This window comes from Streptomyces sp. NPDC091416 (genome assembly GCF_044756845.1).
Classification (GTDB): Bacteria; Actinomycetota; Actinomycetes; order Streptomycetales; family Streptomycetaceae; genus Streptomyces.
The window spans coordinates 310,004-328,625 of sequence record NZ_JBIVTU010000002.1 but is presented as its reverse complement, the minus strand read 5'-3'; the positions used below and the strand labels follow the sequence as shown (position 1 = coordinate 328,625).

Here is an 18,622-nt window from a genome sequence, read left to right as displayed (position 1 = left end):
CCCCGCGTCCATGGACGGGAATCGGGCACACTGGCCGCAACCGCCACGACCGGGGAGTGCAAGGTGAGCGCTGACATTCCAGACATCGACCCGCTGGGCGGGCTGCGCGCACCGCAGGACCCCGACTGCGACGTCTTCCTCACCGGCACGGTCTTCCTCGACATCATCTTCACCGGCCTGGACAGCGCCCCGGTGCGCGGCACCGAGTCCTGGGCCCGCGGCATGGGATCCAGCCCCGGCGGGGTCGCCAACATGGCCACCGCGCTCGCCCGCCTCGGCCTGCGCACCTCACTCGCCGCGGCGTTCGGCGACGACCACTACGGCGAGTACTGCTGGGACGCCCTCGAACAGGGCGAGGGCATCGACCTGTCCCTGTCGCACACCGTCCGCGGCTGGCACTCCCCGGTGACCGTCTCGATGGCGTACGAGGGCGAGCGGACGATGGTCTCCCACGGCCACGAGGCCCCGCCCCCGCCCGCGTTCGCACCCACCGGAGCCACCGCTCCTCCCCGGTGCCCGCCGCGGGCACGCGCCGCCATCGCCTCGCTCGCCCCGGGCCGCAGCGAACCCTGGGTCGCCACGGCGGCCCGCCGCGGCGCCCTGGTCTTCGCCGACGTCGGCTGGGACGAGACGGGCCGCTGGGACCTGGACGGCCTGCCCGGCCTGGAGCACTGCCAGGCCTTCCTCCCCAACGCCGAGGAGGCCATGCGCTACACCCGCACCGACTGCCCCCGCGCCGCCGCCCACGCCCTCGCGGAACGGGTCCCGCTCGCCGTCGTCACCCTCGGTGCCGAGGGCGCGTACGCGGTCGACGCGGCCACCGGGACCACCGCCGAGGTCCCCGCGATCGCCGTCGAGGCCCTGGACCCCACCGGTGCGGGCGATGTCTTCGTCGCCGGCTTCGTCACCGGAACCCTCGCCAACTGGCCCCTCGCCGACCGCCTCGCCTTCGCCGGCCTCACCGCCGCCCTCTCCGTCCAGGAGTTCGGCGGCTCGCTCTCGGCCCCCGGCTGGGCGGAGATCGCTGCCTGGTGGCAGCGGATCCGTACCGTCACCGGTCAGGACCCGGCCGCGCTCCAGCGGTACGCCTTCCTCCAGGACCTGCTCCCCGCCGAGGCCCGCCCCTGGCCGCTGCGCCGGGCCGTCCCGACGATCGGCTTCCGCGCGTGAGCCGGCAGCGGTGATTCCCGCCCGCGAAAACCTCTCGGTGATGTCAGTACGGAGTCGTAGGCTGGGTACACCTGAGGTTTTCGAGCAGCGAGAACCCCGCAACGGGAGGTATGCGCAGGCCCGAGGGCCGGCCCATGACTCAGACACCCACACAGCCGCAGGCGCGTGCCCACATCAGCATCCCGGCCGCTCACCCCATGGTGATGCTCCTGGGAGCGGGCGACTCGCTGCTGCGCGTGATCGAAGCGGCGTTCCCGGCGGCCGACATCCACGTCCGGGGCAATGACATAAGCGCGACGGGCGCCGCGGCGGACATCGCCCTGATCCAGCGCCTGTTCGACGAGATGGTGCTGGTGCTCCGCACCGGGCAGCCGATGACGGAGGACGCCGTGGAACGGTCGATCGCGATGCTCAAGGCCAGCGAGAACGGCAAGGCGGACGGCACCGAGACCCCGGCCGAGGTGCTCACGCAGAACATCCTCTCCAGCCGTGGCCGCACGATCCGCCCCAAGACGCTCAACCAGAAGCGCTATGTCGACGCGATCGACAAGCACACGATCGTCTTCGGCATCGGCCCCGCCGGTACCGGCAAGACCTACCTCGCCATGGCCAAGGCAGTGCAGGCACTGCAGTCCAAGCAGGTCAGCCGGATCATCCTGACCCGCCCCGCGGTCGAGGCCGGTGAGCGGCTCGGCTTCCTGCCCGGCACGCTCTTCGACAAGATCGACCCGTACCTGCGCCCGCTCTACGACGCCCTGCACGACATGCTCGACCCCGACTCGATCCCGCGGCTGATGGCTGCGGGCACGATCGAGGTCGCGCCGCTGGCGTACATGAGGGGCAGGACCCTGAATGATGCTTTCATCATCCTGGATGAGGCGCAGAACACCAGCGCCGAGCAGATGAAGATGTTCCTGACCCGGCTCGGCTTCGACTCGAAGATCGTCGTCACCGGTGACGTCACCCAGGTCGACCTGCCCAGCGGCACGAAGAGCGGCCTGCGCCAGGTGCAGGACATCCTCGAAGACATCGACGACGTGCACTTCTCCCGGCTCACGTCCCAGGATGTCGTCCGGCACAAGCTGGTCGGCCGTATCGTCGACGCGTACGAGAAGTACGACAGCCAGGGCGACCAGGACGGCCAGGCCGGCAGCAGCCGGGGCCGACGCAACGGGAAGCAGTAGCAGCGCACCATGTCGATCGACGTCAACAACGAGTCCGGAACCGAGGTCGACGAGCAGGCGATCCTCGACATCGCCCGCTACGCGCTCGCGCGGATGAGGATCCACCCGCTCTCCGAACTCTCGGTGATCGTGGTGGACAGCGCCGCGATGGAACAGCTCCACATCCAGTGGATGGACCTGCCGGGCCCGACGGACGTCATGTCCTTCCCGATGGACGAGCTGCGTCCGCCGGCCAAGGACGACGAGGAGCCCCCGCAGGGGCTCCTCGGTGACATCGTGCTCTGCCCCGAGGTCGCGAAGAAGCAGGGCGAGGACGCCGAGACGCAGCACTCCATGGACGAGGAGCTCCAGCTCCTCACCGTCCACGGGGTGCTGCACCTGCTCGGCTACGACCACGAGGAGCCCGACGAGAAGGCCGAGATGTTCGGTCTCCAGGCGGCGATCGTGGACGGCTGGCGCGGCGAGCACGGGCTCACCGGTCCGTCCCCGGCACCCACCGTCTCGTGAGCCTGCCTCTCGTCTTCGGAGTCGTCCTGCTGGTCGTCGTCGGCTGGCTCGCGGCCTGCGCCGAGGCCGGGATCGCGCGTACGTCGAGCTTCCGGGCCGCCGAGGCGGTCCGCTCGGGGCGGCGCGGCAGCGACAAGCTGGAACAGGTCGCGGCCGACCCGACGCGCTATCTCAACGTCGCCCTGCTGGTGCGGGTCGCCTGCGAGATGGCGGCCGGGGTGCTCGTCACGTACGCCTGCCTCAAGGAGTTCCCGGAGACCTGGGAGGCGCTGGCCGTCGCCATGGGCGTGATGGTCCTCGTCTCGTACGTCGCCATCGGTGTCTCACCGCGCACCATCGGCCGCCAGCACCCGCTGAACACGGCCACCGCGGCGGCGTACGTGCTGCTGCCGCTCGCCAGGATCATGGGGCCGATCCCGCAGCTGCTGATCCTCATCGGCAACGCGCTGACGCCGGGCAAGGGGTTCCGCAAGGGGCCGTTCGCGAGCGAGGCCGAGCTGCGGGCGATGGTCGACCTCGCCGAGCAGGAGTCGCTGATCGAGGACGAGGAGCGCCGCATGGTGCACTCCGTCTTCGAGCTCGGCGACACGCTCGTGCGCGAGGTGATGGTGCCGCGCACCGACCTGGTCTGCATCGAGCGCTACAAGACGATCCGGCAGGCGCTGACCCTGGCGCTGCGCTCCGGTTTCTCGCGGATCCCCGTCACCGGGGAGAACGAGGACGACATCGTCGGGATCGTCTACCTCAAGGACCTGGTCCGCAAGACGCACATCAACCGGGACTCCGAGGCCGATCTGGTCTCCACGGCGATGCGTCCGGCGGCGTTCGTGCCCGACACGAAGAACGCCGGTGACCTGCTGCGGGAGATGCAGCAGGACCGCAGCCACGTCGCCGTCGTGATCGACGAGTACGGCGGCACGGCGGGCATCGTCACCATCGAGGACATCCTGGAGGAGATCGTCGGCGAGATCACCGACGAGTACGACCGGGAGCTCCCGCCGGTCGAGCCGCTGGTCGACGGCTGCTTCCGGGTGACCGCCCGGCTGGACATCGGCGACCTCGGCGAGCTGTTCGGCCTCGACGAGTACGACGACGAGGACGTGGAGACCGTCGGCGGGCTGCTCGCGAAGGCGCTGGGGCGGGTACCGATCGCGGGTGCCTCGTCCGAGATCGAGCTCCCCGACGGGCGCCGGCTGCGGCTGACCGCGGAGTCGCCCGCGGGCCGGCGGAACAAGATCGTGACGGTGCTGGTGGAGCCGGTGGCTCCCGAGGAGGAGGCGACGGCATGACACCGCAGCAGCTCAGGGCCCTGTGCCTGGGGTTCAACGCGAGCGTGGAGGAGTTCCCGTTCGGGCCGGAGACCTCCGTTTTCAAGGTGCTCGGCAAGATGTTCGCGCTGACCGCGCTGGACGGCGAGCCGCTGACGGTGAACCTCAAGTGCGACCCCGACGACGCGGTGCGGCTCCGGGAGGAGTACGAGGCCGTGGCGCCGGGGTGGCACATGAACAAGCGGCACTGGAACACCGTGACGGTGTCCGGTCTGCCGGACGCGAAGCTGCGGGAGCTGATCGAGGACAGCTACGACCTCGTGGTGGCGAAGCTGCCGCGCGCGGAGCGGCTGCGGCTCGACCGGGCGTAGGGCCTTCCGTTCGGATCATGCCGGGCTCGCGGGGTCCGGCATGATCCGAACAAATGGCCCAGGTCCGGGGCCGGGCCGGTCACTTCCGCCAGAACAGGTGGTGCACCACGTCGCTGCTCGGGCTCGGGACCTTCTCCAGGTGGAAACGGTCGGTCAGCGCTTCCGGGCTCTCCCACAGCCGTTCGCCGGCGCCGATGTCGAGGGGCGCGACGGCGACGTGCAGCGCGTCGATGAGGTCGGCGTCGAGGAACTCCCGGACCGTGGCGACACCGCCGCCGATGCGGACGTCCTTGCCCTCCGCGGCCTCGAAGGCCCGCGTGAGCGCGTCCTTCGGGGACGCGTCGAGGAAGTGGAACGTGGTCTCCCCGCGCGTGAACGACGGGCGTTCGTGATGGGTGAGGACGAACACCGGGGTGTGGAACGGGGGCTCCTCGCCCCACCAGCCCTCCCAGTCGTGGTTCTCCCACGGGCCGCGCTGAGGGCCGAACTTGTTGCGGCCCATGATCTCGGCGCCGATGTTGTGGGAGAAGTCGCGGGTGAAGTAGTCGTCCAGGCCCAGGGAGCCCCCGGGATCGGTCCGGTTGGGCCAGTGGGCGGTGGCACCGGCCCAGGAGACGAGCCGGCCGGGGTCGACGCTGCCGAACGGGCGGTCGAGCGTCTGGTTCTCCCCGGCGCCGTAGCCGTCCCGGGAGACGCAGAAGTTCTGGACGCGGACCAGCTGTTTCATCGGATCCCCTTCCGATTGCAATCTGCAACCGGTCCGTAAGCTATCTAGACTGCTCCCATGTTGCAACCAGTTCCCTCCGGAAAGCTGCCCGTGTCGCCGGGCCGGTCCGGCTGCCCGATCAACATGACGGTCGAGCTCCTCGGGGACCGCTGGAGCCTCATCGTGCTGCGCGACATCATGTTCGGCGGCCTCACCCACTTCCGTGAGCTGCTCAACGCCTCCATGGAAGGCATCGCGTCGAACATCCTGGCCAACCGGCTGGCGAAACTCGTCGCGGCGGGGCTGCTCACCCGCGACGACGACCCGAGCCACCGGCAGAAGGTCGCGTACCACCTCACCGAGGCGGCCGTTCAGCTCGTCCCGGTGATGGCCCAGCTCGGCGCCTGGGGCGCCCGCTGGCTGGACACGGCTCCGGAGCTCACGGTGCGGGCCGAACTGCTGGCCGCCGGAGGCCCTCCGATGTGGGAGCGGTTCATGGCCGAGCTCCGGGCCACCCACCTGACCGGGGCACCGGCCCCTGCGGACGGCGTGCTGGCGGAACTGACGGCCGCCTACGAGGAGGCGGCCGCCCGGGAGAGCCGAGGAAGCGGGTCCCCGGCGGACCCGGGCCCCCTGGACCTGCCGGGGACCCGCACCCGCTAGGGCCTGTCGTCCCGGGACCTCCGCAACCCGGCCGCGACCACGCCCGCCGCGACGACCAGCAGGACCGCGGCCACCGCGATCACCGTCCGCACCCCGTCGAACAGCGAACCCCGGGTCGTCGCCAGCACCCCGAGCAGCGGGATGCCGAGCGTCAGCCCGACCTGCTGGGTCGTGGTGACCAGACCCGTCGCCAGGCCCTGCTCCTCGTCCGGCACGCCCGAGGTGACGGTCAGGCCGTACGCGATGATCGCGCCGAGGTGGCACATGCTGGCGAGCGAGACCGCCGCCGTGGCCAGCCAGACGCCCGAACCCGTACCGAGCCCCAGCAGGGCCGCGATGAACAGGCCTTGGCCCAGCAGGGAGACGGCGAGGGTGCGCCGGGCGCCGAACCGGCCGATGACCTCCGGGGCGTACACACCCGCCACCACCGAGGCGACGCCCTGTACGCCGAAGACGAGCCCGGTCCCGAAGGCCGACAGACCGAGGACCTCCTGCAGGTACAGGGTCAGGGCGAAGACGATCGTGCTCATCATCGAGAACGTGAGCAGCCCGCCCAGATTGCCGAAGGCGACCGTGCGCCGGCGGAGCATCGGCAGCGAGACCAGAGGGGCGGAGGTCCGGGACTCGACAGCCGCGAAGAGGGTGAGCAGGACGACCCCGGCGGCCAGCGAGACCTGCACGTCCACGCGGCCGAAGCCGTGCTCGGCGGCGGTGGAGAGCGCGTAGATCAGGGCCAGGAGCCCGCCGGTGACGGTCACGGCGCCCGGTACGTCCAGCCGCGGCCGGTCGGGCGTACGGGACTCGCCGAGCAGCGCGGGCGCCGCCGCGAGGACGGCCACCGCGGCCAGGGTCAGCAGTCCCATGGTGGAGCGCCAGCCGAGGGTGTCGGTGAGGGTGCCACCGGCCACCATGCCGACGGTGAACCCGAGCGAGAGCAGGGTGCCGCTGATGCCGAGCGCCCGGTCCCGCTGCGGGCCTTCCGGGAACGTGGTGGTGAGCAGGGACATGCCGGTGGGCACGATGGCCGCGGCGCCGAGCCCCTGGAGCGCCCGCCCGGTCAGGAAGGCGCCCGGGCTCCACGCGAAGGTGGCGAGCAGCGAGGCCGCGCCGAAGACCGCGAGTCCGGTGAGGAACAGCCGGCGGCGGCCGTAGAGGTCGGCGATCCGGCCGAAGAGCAGCAGGAAGCCGCCGGACGGCAGGGCGAACGCGGTGATCGCCCACTGGAGGCCCGACCGGCTCAGGTCGAGGTCCTCGCCGAGGACGGGCAGCGCCACGTTCAGTACGGAGAAGTCGAGCGACACCATGAACTGCGCGGCGCACAGGACGAGGAGGACCAGCCGGGCCCGGCCGGAGAGCCGGTCCGGGGCGGGCGCGGTGACAACTGCGGGGGAAGGGGAAGGGGAATCGATCGCCATGGACCCGAGCCTGCGGCCGCCGGAATATCCCTGGGGAGACGGAACTTATCCTGTTGGCCGCACCACCAGGCAGGCGCGGGCCAGTGAACCAGGGGGAGTGACGTGGGCACACCGGTCCGGGCCGCGGCGGACGCCGGCAAGGCGCACCGCCTCGGCGAGCTGCGGGAGTTCCTGATGAGCAGGCGGGCGCGGGTCAGCCCGGCCGAGGCGGGCCTCCCGGACGGCGGGGCCCGGCGCCGCACCCCGGGGCTGCGGCGCGAGGAGGTCGCCGTCCTCGCGGGGGTGGGTGTCTCCTGGTACCAGTGGCTGGAGCAGGGCCGCGACATCACCGTGTCGCCCCAGGTACTGGACTCCGTGGCCCGGGTACTGCGGCTCAGCAGCGCCGAACGCCGTCACCTCTACGTACTGGCGGGGCTCAACCCGCCCGCACCCGAGGTCGATCCGGCGCACACGGACATGTGCGCGGGGCTGCAGCGGCTGCTCGACGGCTGGATGCCGTTCCCGGCCCACATCATGGACGCGTACTGGAACATCATCCTGTACAACGAAGCGGCCTCGGCGGTGATGGGGATGGGGCCCGACCGGCCGCAGAACTGCGTGATCGACTTCTTCACGGATCCCGTCCACCGGGTCCGGAACAAGGGCTGGCACGAGACCGCGGCCATGGTCGTCGCCCAGTTCCGGGCCGCGTGCTCGGAATGCCCCGACGACGAGGGTTTCCGGACGATCGTGGCCGAGGCCAAGGAGCGCAGCCCCGAGTTCGCCGAGCTGTGGGCACGGCGGGACATCGCGCCGGGCGGGCAGATGCGCAAGGAGCTGGCGCACCCGGCGGTCGGCACGCTGGCCATGGAGGTCACCCAGCTGCGCATCCCGGCCCGCCCCGATCTCGTGGTCGTGCTGCACAACCCGTGGCCGGGCACCGGCACGGAGGAGAAACTGCGGTGGCTGACCTCGCCGGAGGGCCGGCGGGGCTCGATGCACCAGGTACGGGCATGAGCCGCCCGGGCGCCCGCGTGCCGTTCCCGTCGGCGCACTTCGTATGCTCGGCACATGACCGATAGCACCGACCTCGGCGCCGAGGACCGCAAGATCGTCACGCTGGCGCGCAGCGCCCGCGCCCGCAACGGCGTGCCGGAGGGCGCGGCCGTGCGGGACGAGACCGGACGTACGTATGTGGCGGGCACGGTGGAGCTGGAGTCGCTGCGCCTCAGCGCGCTCCGGACGGCCGTCGCGATGGCCGTGGCCAGCGGGGCCACGTCCCTGGAGGCGGCCGCGGTCGTCTCCGACGCGCAGACCCCGTCCGACGAGGACCGGGCCGCGGTACGGGACCTGGGCGGGGCCGACACGCCCGTGCTGCTCGCCGGGCCCGACGGCGTGCTGCGGCTCACCGTGACGGCGGGCTGAACTCCGCAGGACCGCCCCCATGAGGACGAACGCCCCGCGCCCACCGGTGCGGGGCGTTCGCGCGGGATGCACGGAAAGCGTGGATCTTGACACCATCTGATGGCCCATCAGTCAACGCGTTTCGCTCCCATTGACTTCTTCCGGGCCGAAGTCATCAATGGCTCCCTGCCGACGCGGAAGAGCCGCCGCGCCGGATCCCGCAGGAGGGGGCTCCATGCGCCAAGCCATTCGAAGATCCGACAGCCGAAGATCCCGTCGCAGGGACCGGCCGGACCGCGGCCGACGCTGGGCCGCCGCGCTGGGGGTCGGCGCGCTCGTCGTCACCGGGGGAGGGTTGCTCGCCGGACCCGCACAGGCCAGTGCGACGGCCTCGGTCGCGGTGGACTTCCCGACCCACTGCATCCCGCCCGCCATCGCCGGCATCCCTCCGATCGACGGCACGACCTCGGCCGAGATCACCGTCGACAACGCGGCCCCGAAGGTCGGCGACACGGTCACGGTGACGTACACCGTCGTCAAACCGGCCGCGAGCAACCCCGTCGACCTGGCGCTGCCCGCCGACATCATGACGCCGACCGGCAGGGTCACCGTGGGCGGGGCGCAGTCCGCGGACGTCACGGTGGCGGGCCCGAAGAAGAACGGACCGGTGCCCGGCAAGGGTGACTTCCCGTCGTTCTCCATGACCGGGACCTTCACCGTCACCGCGCCCGGCGAGATCACCCTCTCGCCCGGCGACTACAACATCCACACCAGCTACATCATGGAGCTGGACACGCCCTGCACGGTCACCGATCCGCCCGCCCCCGTCTCCCAGACGATCATCGCCACGGACGGCGGCGGCCAGGTCAACGAGCGCACGATCACGCTCGGCACGTCCTCCGGGGCGCCCGGTGAGCGGGTCACCGTCACCGGCACCGAGTTCACCCCGGGCGCCGACGTCACCGTGGCCGGCTGGAACGGCACCGCGATCACCGCCGACAGGATCACCGCCAAGGCGGCCGACTCGGGCACCTTCACCTTCCGGCCCAAGATCACCGATCCGGCCACCACCGGCATCGTCGCGTTCGAGGGAGCGAGCTGGGATCCGGCCAAGGGTGCGGGCCCCCAGGCCTACACCGTCACCACGGGCGGCGGCGAGATCCCGGACGGCAGCCAGCGGCTGACGTCCACCGTCAAGCCGGGCACGCTCAGCATGACCCAGGCCGGTGACTCCGTCGCCCTGTCGGCGGTCGACTTCGGGCAGGGCGGCGCCTCCACCGGCGCCCTGCAGACCGTGACGGTCAAGGACTTCCGCGGCGGCCCCGCGGGCTGGTCCCTGACCGGCAAGGTCACCGACTTCACGGGTCCGGGAGGGGCGACGATCGGCGCCTCCGCGCTCGGCTGGAGCCCGGCCTGCGCGACGAAGTCCGGCAGCCCGAGCACCTGCGCGGCCGGGTCCGGGGGAACGGTCGGCAGCGCGGGCGCCACCCTGGCGTCCACGCCGGACGGCGCGCTCACCGGGGGTGAATTCACCGTCGACGCCCAGCTGTCGCTGGACGTACCGGCGTTCACCGCCGCCGGCGCGTACACCGGGGTCCTCACGCTCACCCTCACCTGAGCACCACTGATCCCGTGAGCGAGCACCACTGATCAACCGGTGGGCCGGGCGCGCACCCGCCCGGCCCACCCCGCCCGAGCGTGCACCTGGGAGCCCGCACCGTGCGCAAACTCTCCGTACTCCTGTCGACCCTGCTGGCCGGAGTCCTCCTCCCGCTCGGCGCGCCCACGGCCGGCGCCGCCGACAACGGCAGCTGGTCGGTCTTTCCCGCCACCGCCGACGCGGGCACACGGCCGTACTTCTACCTCTCCGCCGACCCCGGAGCCACCCTCACCGACAAGGTCACGGTCACCAACAAGACCGGTGAACCGCTGACCTTCCGTCTGTACGCGGCCGACGCCTACAACACCGCACGCGACGGCGGATTCGCGGTCCGGGGCCAGAGCGAGAAGCAGCGCTCCGTCGGTGCCTGGGCGAAGGCCGGGCGCGACCGGGTCACCGTGAAACCGCACGGCTCGGTCACCGTGCCCGTCACCATCGAGGTCCCCGAGGACGCCGAACCGGGCGACCACCCCGGGGCGCTCGTCGCCCTCGACGAGCGCATCGACCCCGCCGACGAGGGCGCCGTCGCCGTCGGCATCCAGAAGGCGGTCGGCGCCCGGATCTACCTCCGGGTCAACGGCCCGACGCTGCCCGCGCTCTCCGTCGAGGACGTCGAGGTCGAGCACACCGCGCCGCTGGTCCCGGGCACCGGCAAGTCCCGGGCCGTCATCTCGTACACGCTGCACAACCGGGGCAACGTCACCCTCAGCCCCAAGGTCGCCCTCAGGGCCGAAGGCCTCTTCGGCCGCTCCCTGCTCTCCCGCGACCTCAAGCGCATCCCCTCCGAACTGCTGCCCCGCCAGGAGGTCAGGCTCACCGAGACGTGGGCGGGCGCGCCGCAGGTGGAGTGGGGCGAGATCAAGCTGACCGCGAGCGCCCGCGACACGCGTGAGTCCGCGTCCGTGTCGTACTTCGCCCTGCCCTGGCTGGTCGCCGGGGTGCTGCTGGCCGTGCTGGCCGGGGGCGCGGCGCTGTGGATCCGGTCACGCCGCAGCCGTCGGCGCACGGTCTGAGGAGCGGCTCCGGTGGCCGCGGCGGCGCCTTGGTGCCCCGCGACCGCCGGGATCGGGGACAATGGGCGCCATGAGCGCTCGACCTAACCCAGAAGCTGCTGCGCGGCAGGCTGAGAACACCGCCCCCCACCGGGCCGGTTTCGCCTGCTTCGTGGGCCGTCCCAACGCGGGCAAGTCCACCCTTACGAACGCTCTGGTCGGCCAGAAGGTGGCGATCACGTCCAACCGGCCCCAGACGACCCGGCACACCGTGCGCGGCATCGTGCACCGGCCGGACGCACAGCTGATCCTGGTCGACACCCCCGGCCTCCACAAGCCGCGCACCCTGCTGGGCGAGCGTCTCAACGACGTCGTACGCACGACCTGGGCCGAGGTCGACGTCATCGGCTTCTGCCTGCCGGCCGACCAGAAGCTGGGCCCCGGCGACAAGTACATCGTCAAGGAACTCGCGGGCATCAAGAAGACGCCCAAGATCGCGATCATCACCAAGTCCGACCTGGTCGAGTCCAAGCAGCTCGCCGAACAGCTGCTGGCCGTCTCCCGCCTCGGCGAGGAGCTCGGGTTCGAGTGGGCGGAGATCATCCCGGTCTCGGCGGTCAAGGACGAACAGGTCGGCCTGCTGGCGGACCTGATCGCCCCGCTGCTCCCCGAGAGCCCGCCGCTCTACCCGGAGGGCGACCTCACCGACGAGCCCGAGATGGTCATGGTCGCGGAGCTGATCCGCGAGGCCGCGCTCGAAGGCGTACGGGACGAGCTGCCGCACTCCATCGCGGTCGTCGTCGAGGAGATGCTGCCGCGCGAGGACCGTCCGGCGGACAAGCCGCTGCTCGACATCCACGCCAACGTCTACATCGAGCGGCCCAGCCAGAAGGGCATCATCATCGGCCCGAAGGGCAAGCGGCTGAAGGAAGTCGGCACGAAGTCGCGCAAGCACATCGAGGCCCTGCTGGGCACTCCGGTCTTCCTCGACCTGCACGTGAAGGTCGCCAAGGACTGGCAGCGCGACCCGAAGCAGCTGCGCAAGCTGGGGTTCTGAGCGCCGCCGGCGGGCGGACCGCCCCGGGCCCCGTCAGACGTACGCCGCCGGTCTCACGCGCCCTCCTTCAGGACGCGTGAGACCAGGGCGCGCTGGGCGTCGGTCAGCCGCGGGTCCGCGCAGTGCACGGTGCGGCCGTCGACCGTGATCCGGTAGCGGAAGCCGTCCGGGACGCCCGGCGCGGAGGCCTCCTGGCCGCCGGTGAGCGCCGATTCGGCCAGGGCCTCCCACTCGTGGGCGTCGGCCCGTCCCGAGGTGTCGATCTCGCGGTGGCGCGCGATGCCGGCGAAGCCGCCGGTCCTGCTCACCTGGATCCGCATGCGGTGTCCTTCCTCGACGGACGGGCTCATGGCCTACGCGGTCGGCACGCCCACCTCCGACCAGGCCTTGAGGACCGCCTCGACCTCGTCGCCCTCGCCGAAGCGGCTGCGGGCGGCCGCCACGGTCAGCCGGGCGAAGGACGCGAAGTCCGCGTCCACCGCCAGTTCACCACCGGTGAGCACATCGAACCAGAGCTGGCCCGCCCGCTCCCAGGAACTGCCGCCGAGCGCGGTGGCCAGCAGGTAGAACGCGCGGTTCGGGATGCCGGAGTTGAGGTGGACCCCGCCGTTGTCCTCGCCCGTGTGGATGTAGTCGTCCATCGAGGCGGGCTGCGGGTCCTTGCCGAGCACGTCGTCGTCGTACGCGGCGCCGGGCGCCTTCATCGAGCGCAGCGCGACTCCCTGGACGCGGGGCGCCAGCAGGCCCGCGCCGATCAGCCAGTCCGCCTGCCCGGCGGTCTGGCCGAGCGAGTACTGCTTGACCAGGGAGCCGAACACGTCGGACACGGACTCGTTGAGCGCGCCGGACTGGCCGTAGTAGTTCAGGTTGGCCGTGTACTGGGTCAGCCCGTGCGCCAGCTCGTGCGCGATGACGTCGATGGCGACGGTGAAGTCCAGGAAGATCTCGCCGTCCCCGTCACCGAAGACCATCTGCTCGCCGTCGAAGAAGGCGTTGTTGTACTTCTCGTCGTAGTGCACGGAGCCGATCAGCGGCAGCCCGTTGCCGTCGATCGACCGGCGGCCGTAGACGCTGAGCAGCAGTTCGAAGGTGGCGCCGAGGCCCGCGTACGCGCGGTTGACGCTGGCGTCGGACGTGGGGTCCTCGCCCTCGGACCGGACCTTCGTGCCGGGCAGGTCCGTGCCGTGGCGGCAGTCGTAGAGCGTGCGGTCGGGTTTGCCGGAGCGGTCGCCCTCGGACGCCGGGGTGGCCGTGGGCCGGACGAAGGTGGTGACCTGGCGCCGGGTGCGGCGGGCGGCGTCGGCCTCCAGGGTGCGGCGGGCGGGGCCCGCGAGGACGGGGTCGTCGGACTGCGACAGCTTGTCGAGGACGTGGGGAGGCACGATGGTGCAGAAGACAGGACGGGTTTCGTGCTGAGATCGAGGCTGCATACACACGACTGTGGCAGCGCGTGATCGCCATGTCACTGGTTGCCACCAGGATTGACGAAATAGAGTGATCCCTCACTGTTCACCCGTTACCGGCGCCCGGTCCCGCATACTGATACGGCACGGACGTCTCGGGCGCCCCTCGGTTAGTCTCTTCGCATCATGCGTTTCGGGCTGCTTCTTCTTAGCTGCCGCGGCGAGGGCCTGTAGTCGTAGGCCGACCCCCTCCCCGCGGAGTCTGGTGTTGCAGCAACACAGTCGGCCGTCCCCTTGCAGGACACCCGAGGAGCCCTACGCCATGACCGCAGTGAACCCCGCGCAGACCCCCGCCGAGAACGCCGTGGGCCGCCCCACGCCGATCACCAACGCCACGGGCCTGCAGAAGCCGTCCGGGATGCCGGTGCACAAGTACGGCCGCTACGACGCCGTCGAGATTCCCGACCGCACCTGGCCCGAGCAGCGGATCACCACGGCGCCGCGCTGGCTCTCCACCGACCTGCGCGACGGCAACCAGGCCCTGATCGACCCGATGTCGCCGGCCCGCAAGCGCGAGATGTTCGACCTGCTGGTGCGCATGGGCTACAAGGAGATCGAGGTCGGCTTCCCGTCCTCCGGCGAGACCGACTTCGCCTTCGTCCGCTCCATCATCGAAGAGGGCGCGATCCCCGAGGACGTGACGATCTCCGTCCTGACGCAGGCCCGCGAGGAACTGATCGAGCGGACCGTCGAGTCCCTGCGCGGCGCCCACCGCGCCACCGTGCACCTGTACAACGCGACCGCCCCCACCTTCCGCCGCGTGGTCTTCCGCGGCTCCAAGGAGCAGGTCAAGCAGATCGCCGTGGACGGAACCCGGCTGGTCATGGAGTACGCCGAGAAGATCCTGGGCGACGAGACGATCTTCGGCTACCAGTACAGCCCCGAGATCTTCACCGACACCGAGCTGGACTTCGCGCTGGAGGTCTGCGAGGCGGTCTGTGACGTGTGGCAGCCCGAGGAGGGCCGCGAGATCATCCTCAACCTGCCCGCCACCGTGGAGCGTTCGACGCCGTCCACGCACGCGGACCGGTTCGAGTGGATGTCGCGCAACCTGTCGCGCCGTGAGTTCGTCTGCCTGTCCGTCCACCCGCACAACGACCGCGGTACCGCCGTCGCCGCCGCCGAACTGGCCCTGATGGCCGGAGCGGACCGGATCGAGGGCTGCCTGTTCGGCCAGGGCGAGCGCACCGGCAACGTCGACCTGGTCACGCTGGGCATGAACCTGTTCTCGCAGGGAGTGGACCCGCAGATCGACTTCTCGCAGATCGACGAGATCCGCCGCACCAGCGAGTACTGCAACCAGATGGAGGTCCACCCGCGCCACCCCTACGCGGGCGACCTGGTCTACACCGCCTTCTCCGGCTCCCACCAGGACGCCATCAAGAAGGGCTTCGACGCCATGGAGGCCGACGCGGCCGCCCAGGGCAAGACCGTCGACGACATCGAGTGGGCGGTCCCGTACCTGCCGATCGACCCGAAGGACGTCGGCCGTTCCTACGAGGCCGTCATCCGGGTCAACTCGCAGTCCGGAAAGGGCGGCATCGCGTACGTCCTGAAGAACGACCACAAGCTGGACCTGCCGCGCCGGATGCAGATCGAGTTCTCCCGGATCATTCAGGCCAAGACCGACGCCGAGGGCGGCGAGGTCACGCCGACGCAGATCTGGACCACGTTCCAGGACGAGTACCTGCCCAACCCGGAGAACGCCTGGGGACGCGTACAGATCCGCTCCGGCCAGACGACCACCGGCTCGGACGGCCAGGACACGATCACCGTCGAGGCGACCGTGGACGGCGCGGACACCGTGCTCACCGGCACCGGCAACGGCCCGATCTCCGCGTTCTTCGAAGCGCTGCAGGCCATCGGCATCGACGCCCGGCTGCTGGACTACACCGAGCACACGATGAGCGAGGGCGCGAGCGCGCAGGCCGCCTCGTACATCGAGTGCGCCATCGACGGAAAGGTCCTGTGGGGCATCGGCATCGACGCCAACACCACGCGGGCCTCCCTGAAGGCGGTCGTCTCGGCGGTCAACCGCGCCACCCGCTGACCCGGGCCCCACAAGGGTGCGAAGTCGCACGGTTCGTGAACCCGTCCCCCGCTCCCGGGGGGCGGGGTTGTGAACTGCTGTCGTTCTTGTGTGTATGAGTGCTTTTCAGCGCCCGGAAGCGAGTCCGGTGGCCTGACGGGTGACGGTGGGAACGAACGTTTCGGGGTCGAATGGGTGACCTTGTCGGTGATGGCTCGTTGTGCCGAGTGCGGGTTACTCGGCGGCTTCGGGGGGTGTGGCGGTGGGTGGTGTACGTGAGTTGGCGGCGTCGTTCGTGGCCCCTGGCCCTTCGGGGGTGGCGGTGCGTGACCGTCTCAAGCACCTCACCGCGCAGGACGTGCACGTGCTGCGGGCGGTCGGCGCCCATCAGGGCGCGCTGGCTTCCCGGGATCTGAAGGCCCGGTGCGCGGACGGCCCGGACCACAGCACCGAGTCCTGGGCCGGGCGTAAGCGGGAGCTGACGAAGGTGTCGTCGTCGCGGATTGCGGGGGCGATCACGAAGGCGACTCATGATCAGTGGGCGTTGGCCCGGCGCTGCCAGGCCGCACACATCCGGTCGTTGGAGGCCGGAATCAAGGTGCTGAAGCACCGGTTGTCCCTTCCGGTCGGAGAGAAGGGCACGAAACGTGCCCCGGGTGGTTACCGGTCCCGGGGTGAGTGGTTCCACAAGTCCCGCCGCCTCAAGGCCCTGGAACACCGGCACGCCGCCGCAGTGAGGGACTGGCAAGCAGGGTGGGTCCGGGTCGTGCGGGGTGGGAAACGGCTTCTCACCACGCGCCATCATCTCGCCGAGGCAGGGTTGACCGAGGGTGAGTGGCGGGAGCGGTGGGAGGCGGAGCGCTGGTTCCTGGCGGCGGACGGTGAGTCGGGCAAGCGGTACGGGAACGAGACGATCCGCGTCACCCCGGACGGGCAGGTCAGCATCAAACTGCCCGCCCCACTCACCCACCTCGCCAACACCAAACACGGCCGCTACACCCTCACCTCCACCACCGTGGCGTTCACGCACCGGGGCGTGGAGTGGGCCGACCGCGTCGAAGGGAACCGGGCGGTCGCCTACCGCATCCACTGCGACACCGCCAAGGACCGCTGGTACCTGACCGCGTCCTGGCAACGCCCCGCCGTGCAGACCATCCCCCTACAAGCGGCCCGTGCCGGGGGTGTGATCGGTGTGGACACCAACGCGGATCACTTTGCCGCCTACCGTCTCGACCCGCACGGCAACCCGGCCGGCGAACCGCACCGCTTCGCCTACGACCTGACCGGCACCGCCCACCACCGTGACGCGCAACTCCGCCACGCCCTCACCCGCCTTCTGCACTGGGCCAAACAGACCGGCGTCACTGCGATCGCCATCGAGGACCTGGACTTCGGTGCGGAGAAGACGCGGGAGAAGCACGGGCGCAGGAAGCGGTTCCGGCAGCTGATCTCCGGCATCCCGACCGGCAAGCTCAAGGCCCGGCTGGTCTCCATGGCCGCCGAACAGGGCCTGGCGGTCATCGCGGTGGATCCGGCCTATACGTCGATGTGGGGTGGTCAGCACTGGCAGAAGCCGCTGACCACCCCGCACCGGAAGATGTCCCGTCACGATGCCGCTGGTATCGCGATCGGGCGACGCGCCCTCGGACACCCGATCAGGCGTCGGACGGCACCGCCCCCACACGACCGGAGTGATCGTGTGGGGCATCGGACCGTCCAGGCCGCACCAGGTGCACGAGGGCGTGAGGGAACCCGCCCCCGCATCCCCGGACCACGGATACGATCCGAGCCACCGGACGCGGCGAGAATGCGGGCGACCAGGACACCCAAAACCGTTCGGGATGTCCGCAGCGACCAGGCATGGGTCCAAGACTCACTCCTGCTCACTGAATAGGAACGGTTCGGCCATCTCCGGACGGTTGTGACGAGCAAGATGCTGACGCCGCTTCACGGATGTGGTTAACATCACGTCCAACACGGCAATGTTGCCGGAGCGTTACGGAGGTGTTCGACGTGCGGTCAGCCCTGGGACAACATGCCACAAAGCTGCGTATCTGCGGCATCCGCACCCTGTGGGACGCCATCGGCGACGGTGAGTTCTTCTGCCCCGGCTGCGGAGGCGACCGCAACTACCGCCGCCTCACCGGCCGTCGCCGCTTCGCCGTCCTCGGCGTACCACTGCTGCGACGCGGGACCGTGGGACCCGTCGTCGAATGCGCCGCCTGCCACGCCCACTTCGACCCCGAGGCGCTCGACCACCCCACCACCACACGCTTCTCCGCGATGCTCAGGGACGCCGTCCACACCGTGACCCTCGGGGTCCTCGCGGCCGGCGGCAGCACCTCCCGTACGGTTCTGGAGACGGCCGTCGAGACTGTGCGCGGCGCGGGCTTCGACGACTGCACCCAGGAGCAGCTGGCCACCGTCGTCGAGATCCTCGCCGCCGACATCGGCCACGGCTCCGCGTTCGACCCTGCGGCCGAGGCCTGCGGCGCGGCGCTCGCCATCGAGCTCCACGAGGCGCTGGAGCCCCTCGCTCCGCACCTGGCGCCCGCAGGCCGCGAATCGATCCTGCTCCAGGGCGCCCGGATCGCCCTCGCCGACGGCCCGTACAGCCCGGCCGAACGCGAGGTGCTGACCACGGCCGGCGGGGCACTGCGGCTCCGCGCCGAGGACACCGCACGCCTTCTCGCAGCCGCGGCGCGCACGCCCTCCTGACAACTCCGGCCGCGACGGCCCGGTAGGGTCGCTCTC

18 protein-coding genes are annotated in these 18,622 nt (G+C 70.9%); 14 read left to right on the top strand and 4 right to left on the bottom strand.

Features of this window, described 5'->3' with window-relative positions; genetic code table 11:
- The first annotated feature begins 63 nt into the window (after positions 1-63).
- From ACIQMX_RS08405 to ACIQMX_RS08385, 5 genes are all read left to right on the top strand, one after another.
- Positions 64-1,170 carry a PfkB family carbohydrate kinase gene (locus ACIQMX_RS08405; protein WP_363066083.1) on the top strand — a complete coding sequence of 369 codons (1,107 nt, stop codon included), beginning with the start codon at positions 64-66 and terminating at the stop codon, positions 1,168-1,170.
- 134 nt (positions 1,171-1,304) lie between these two features.
- Complete coding sequence (locus tag ACIQMX_RS08400; RefSeq protein ID WP_402475884.1) at positions 1,305-2,354, top strand: PhoH family protein; 1,050 nt, start codon at positions 1,305-1,307, stop codon at positions 2,352-2,354.
- Between the two features lie 9 nt (positions 2,355-2,363).
- Positions 2,364-2,861 carry an rRNA maturation RNase YbeY gene (gene ybeY, locus ACIQMX_RS08395; RefSeq protein WP_363066087.1) on the top strand — a complete coding sequence of 166 codons (498 nt, stop codon included), beginning with the start codon at positions 2,364-2,366 and terminating at the stop codon, positions 2,859-2,861.
- Positions 2,858-4,150, top strand: coding sequence for a hemolysin family protein (locus ACIQMX_RS08390; protein WP_363066089.1), 1,293 nt, complete (start codon positions 2,858-2,860; stop codon positions 4,148-4,150). The genes ybeY and ACIQMX_RS08390 overlap by 4 nt, the downstream gene beginning before the upstream one ends.
- Entirely contained in the window at positions 4,147-4,500 is a 354-nt protein-coding gene (locus ACIQMX_RS08385; RefSeq protein ID WP_219573186.1) for an MmcQ/YjbR family DNA-binding protein, read from the top strand. Before ACIQMX_RS08390 ends, ACIQMX_RS08385 begins: the two co-directional genes overlap by 4 nt.
- 79 nt (positions 4,501-4,579) lie before the next feature.
- Here ACIQMX_RS08385 and ACIQMX_RS08380 read toward each other — a convergent pair whose 3' ends face one another.
- Positions 4,580-5,227 carry a dihydrofolate reductase family protein gene (locus tag ACIQMX_RS08380; protein WP_402475883.1) on the bottom strand — a complete coding sequence of 216 codons (648 nt, stop codon included), beginning with the start codon at positions 5,225-5,227 and terminating at the stop codon, positions 4,580-4,582.
- Between the two features lie 57 nt (positions 5,228-5,284).
- Between ACIQMX_RS08380 and ACIQMX_RS08375 the strand changes: the two genes are divergently transcribed.
- Entirely contained in the window at positions 5,285-5,869 is a 585-nt protein-coding gene (locus tag ACIQMX_RS08375; protein ID WP_363066093.1) for a helix-turn-helix domain-containing protein, read from the top strand.
- Here the strand turns inward: ACIQMX_RS08375 and ACIQMX_RS08370 are convergent.
- A complete protein-coding gene (locus ACIQMX_RS08370; protein WP_402475880.1) occupies positions 5,866-7,284 on the bottom strand; it encodes an MFS transporter in 1,419 nt (472 codons plus the stop codon). The two genes, ACIQMX_RS08375 and ACIQMX_RS08370, sit on opposite strands and share 4 nt — an antisense overlap.
- A 174-nt stretch (positions 7,285-7,458) precedes the next feature.
- Here ACIQMX_RS08370 and ACIQMX_RS08365 point away from each other — a divergent pair, with 174 nt between their 5' ends.
- From ACIQMX_RS08365 to era, 5 genes are all read left to right on the top strand, one after another.
- Positions 7,459-8,280: a helix-turn-helix transcriptional regulator gene (locus ACIQMX_RS08365; RefSeq protein WP_402476483.1), complete on the top strand. Its 822-nt coding sequence runs from the start codon at positions 7,459-7,461 to the stop codon at positions 8,278-8,280.
- Between the two features lie 54 nt (positions 8,281-8,334).
- Entirely contained in the window at positions 8,335-8,688 is a 354-nt protein-coding gene (locus ACIQMX_RS08360; RefSeq protein WP_363066099.1) for a cytidine deaminase, read from the top strand.
- 214 nt (positions 8,689-8,902) lie between these two features.
- Positions 8,903-10,285 carry a beta-xylosidase gene (locus ACIQMX_RS08355; protein ID WP_363066101.1) on the top strand — a complete coding sequence of 461 codons (1,383 nt, stop codon included), beginning with the start codon at positions 8,903-8,905 and terminating at the stop codon, positions 10,283-10,285.
- Positions 10,286-10,386: 101 nt separating this feature from the next.
- Positions 10,387-11,340, top strand: a complete 954-nt coding sequence (locus ACIQMX_RS08350; RefSeq protein ID WP_363069574.1) for a WxL protein peptidoglycan domain-containing protein — start codon at positions 10,387-10,389, stop codon at positions 11,338-11,340.
- 61 nt (positions 11,341-11,401) lie between these two features.
- Complete coding sequence (gene era, locus ACIQMX_RS08345; protein ID WP_363069576.1) at positions 11,402-12,376, top strand: GTPase Era; 975 nt, start codon at positions 11,402-11,404, stop codon at positions 12,374-12,376.
- A gap of 53 nt (positions 12,377-12,429) precedes the next feature.
- Here the strand turns inward: era and ACIQMX_RS08340 are convergent, their stop codons facing one another.
- Positions 12,430-12,696, bottom strand: coding sequence for a protealysin inhibitor emfourin (locus tag ACIQMX_RS08340; protein WP_363069578.1), 267 nt, complete (start codon positions 12,694-12,696; stop codon positions 12,430-12,432).
- A 33-nt stretch (positions 12,697-12,729) separates the two neighbouring features.
- Positions 12,730-13,806 (bottom strand): M4 family metallopeptidase, encoded by a 1,077-nt coding sequence (locus tag ACIQMX_RS08335; protein ID WP_402475877.1) that lies wholly within the window; start codon positions 13,804-13,806, stop codon positions 12,730-12,732.
- A gap of 295 nt (positions 13,807-14,101) precedes the next feature.
- Here ACIQMX_RS08335 and leuA point away from each other — a divergent pair, with 295 nt between their 5' ends.
- From leuA to ACIQMX_RS08320, 3 genes are all read left to right on the top strand, one after another.
- Positions 14,102-15,889, top strand: a complete 1,788-nt coding sequence (gene leuA, locus ACIQMX_RS08330; RefSeq protein WP_363069582.1) for a 2-isopropylmalate synthase — start codon at positions 14,102-14,104, stop codon at positions 15,887-15,889.
- A gap of 241 nt (positions 15,890-16,130) precedes the next feature.
- On the top strand, positions 16,131-17,762 hold the full coding sequence (locus tag ACIQMX_RS08325; RefSeq protein WP_402475874.1) for an IS200/IS605 family accessory protein TnpB-related protein: 1,632 nt from the start codon (positions 16,131-16,133) through the stop codon (positions 17,760-17,762).
- Between the two features lie 119 nt (positions 17,763-17,881).
- Positions 17,882-18,586, top strand: a complete 705-nt coding sequence (locus ACIQMX_RS08320; protein WP_363069586.1) for a TerB family tellurite resistance protein — start codon at positions 17,882-17,884, stop codon at positions 18,584-18,586.
- The last annotated feature ends 36 nt before the right edge of the window (positions 18,587-18,622 follow it).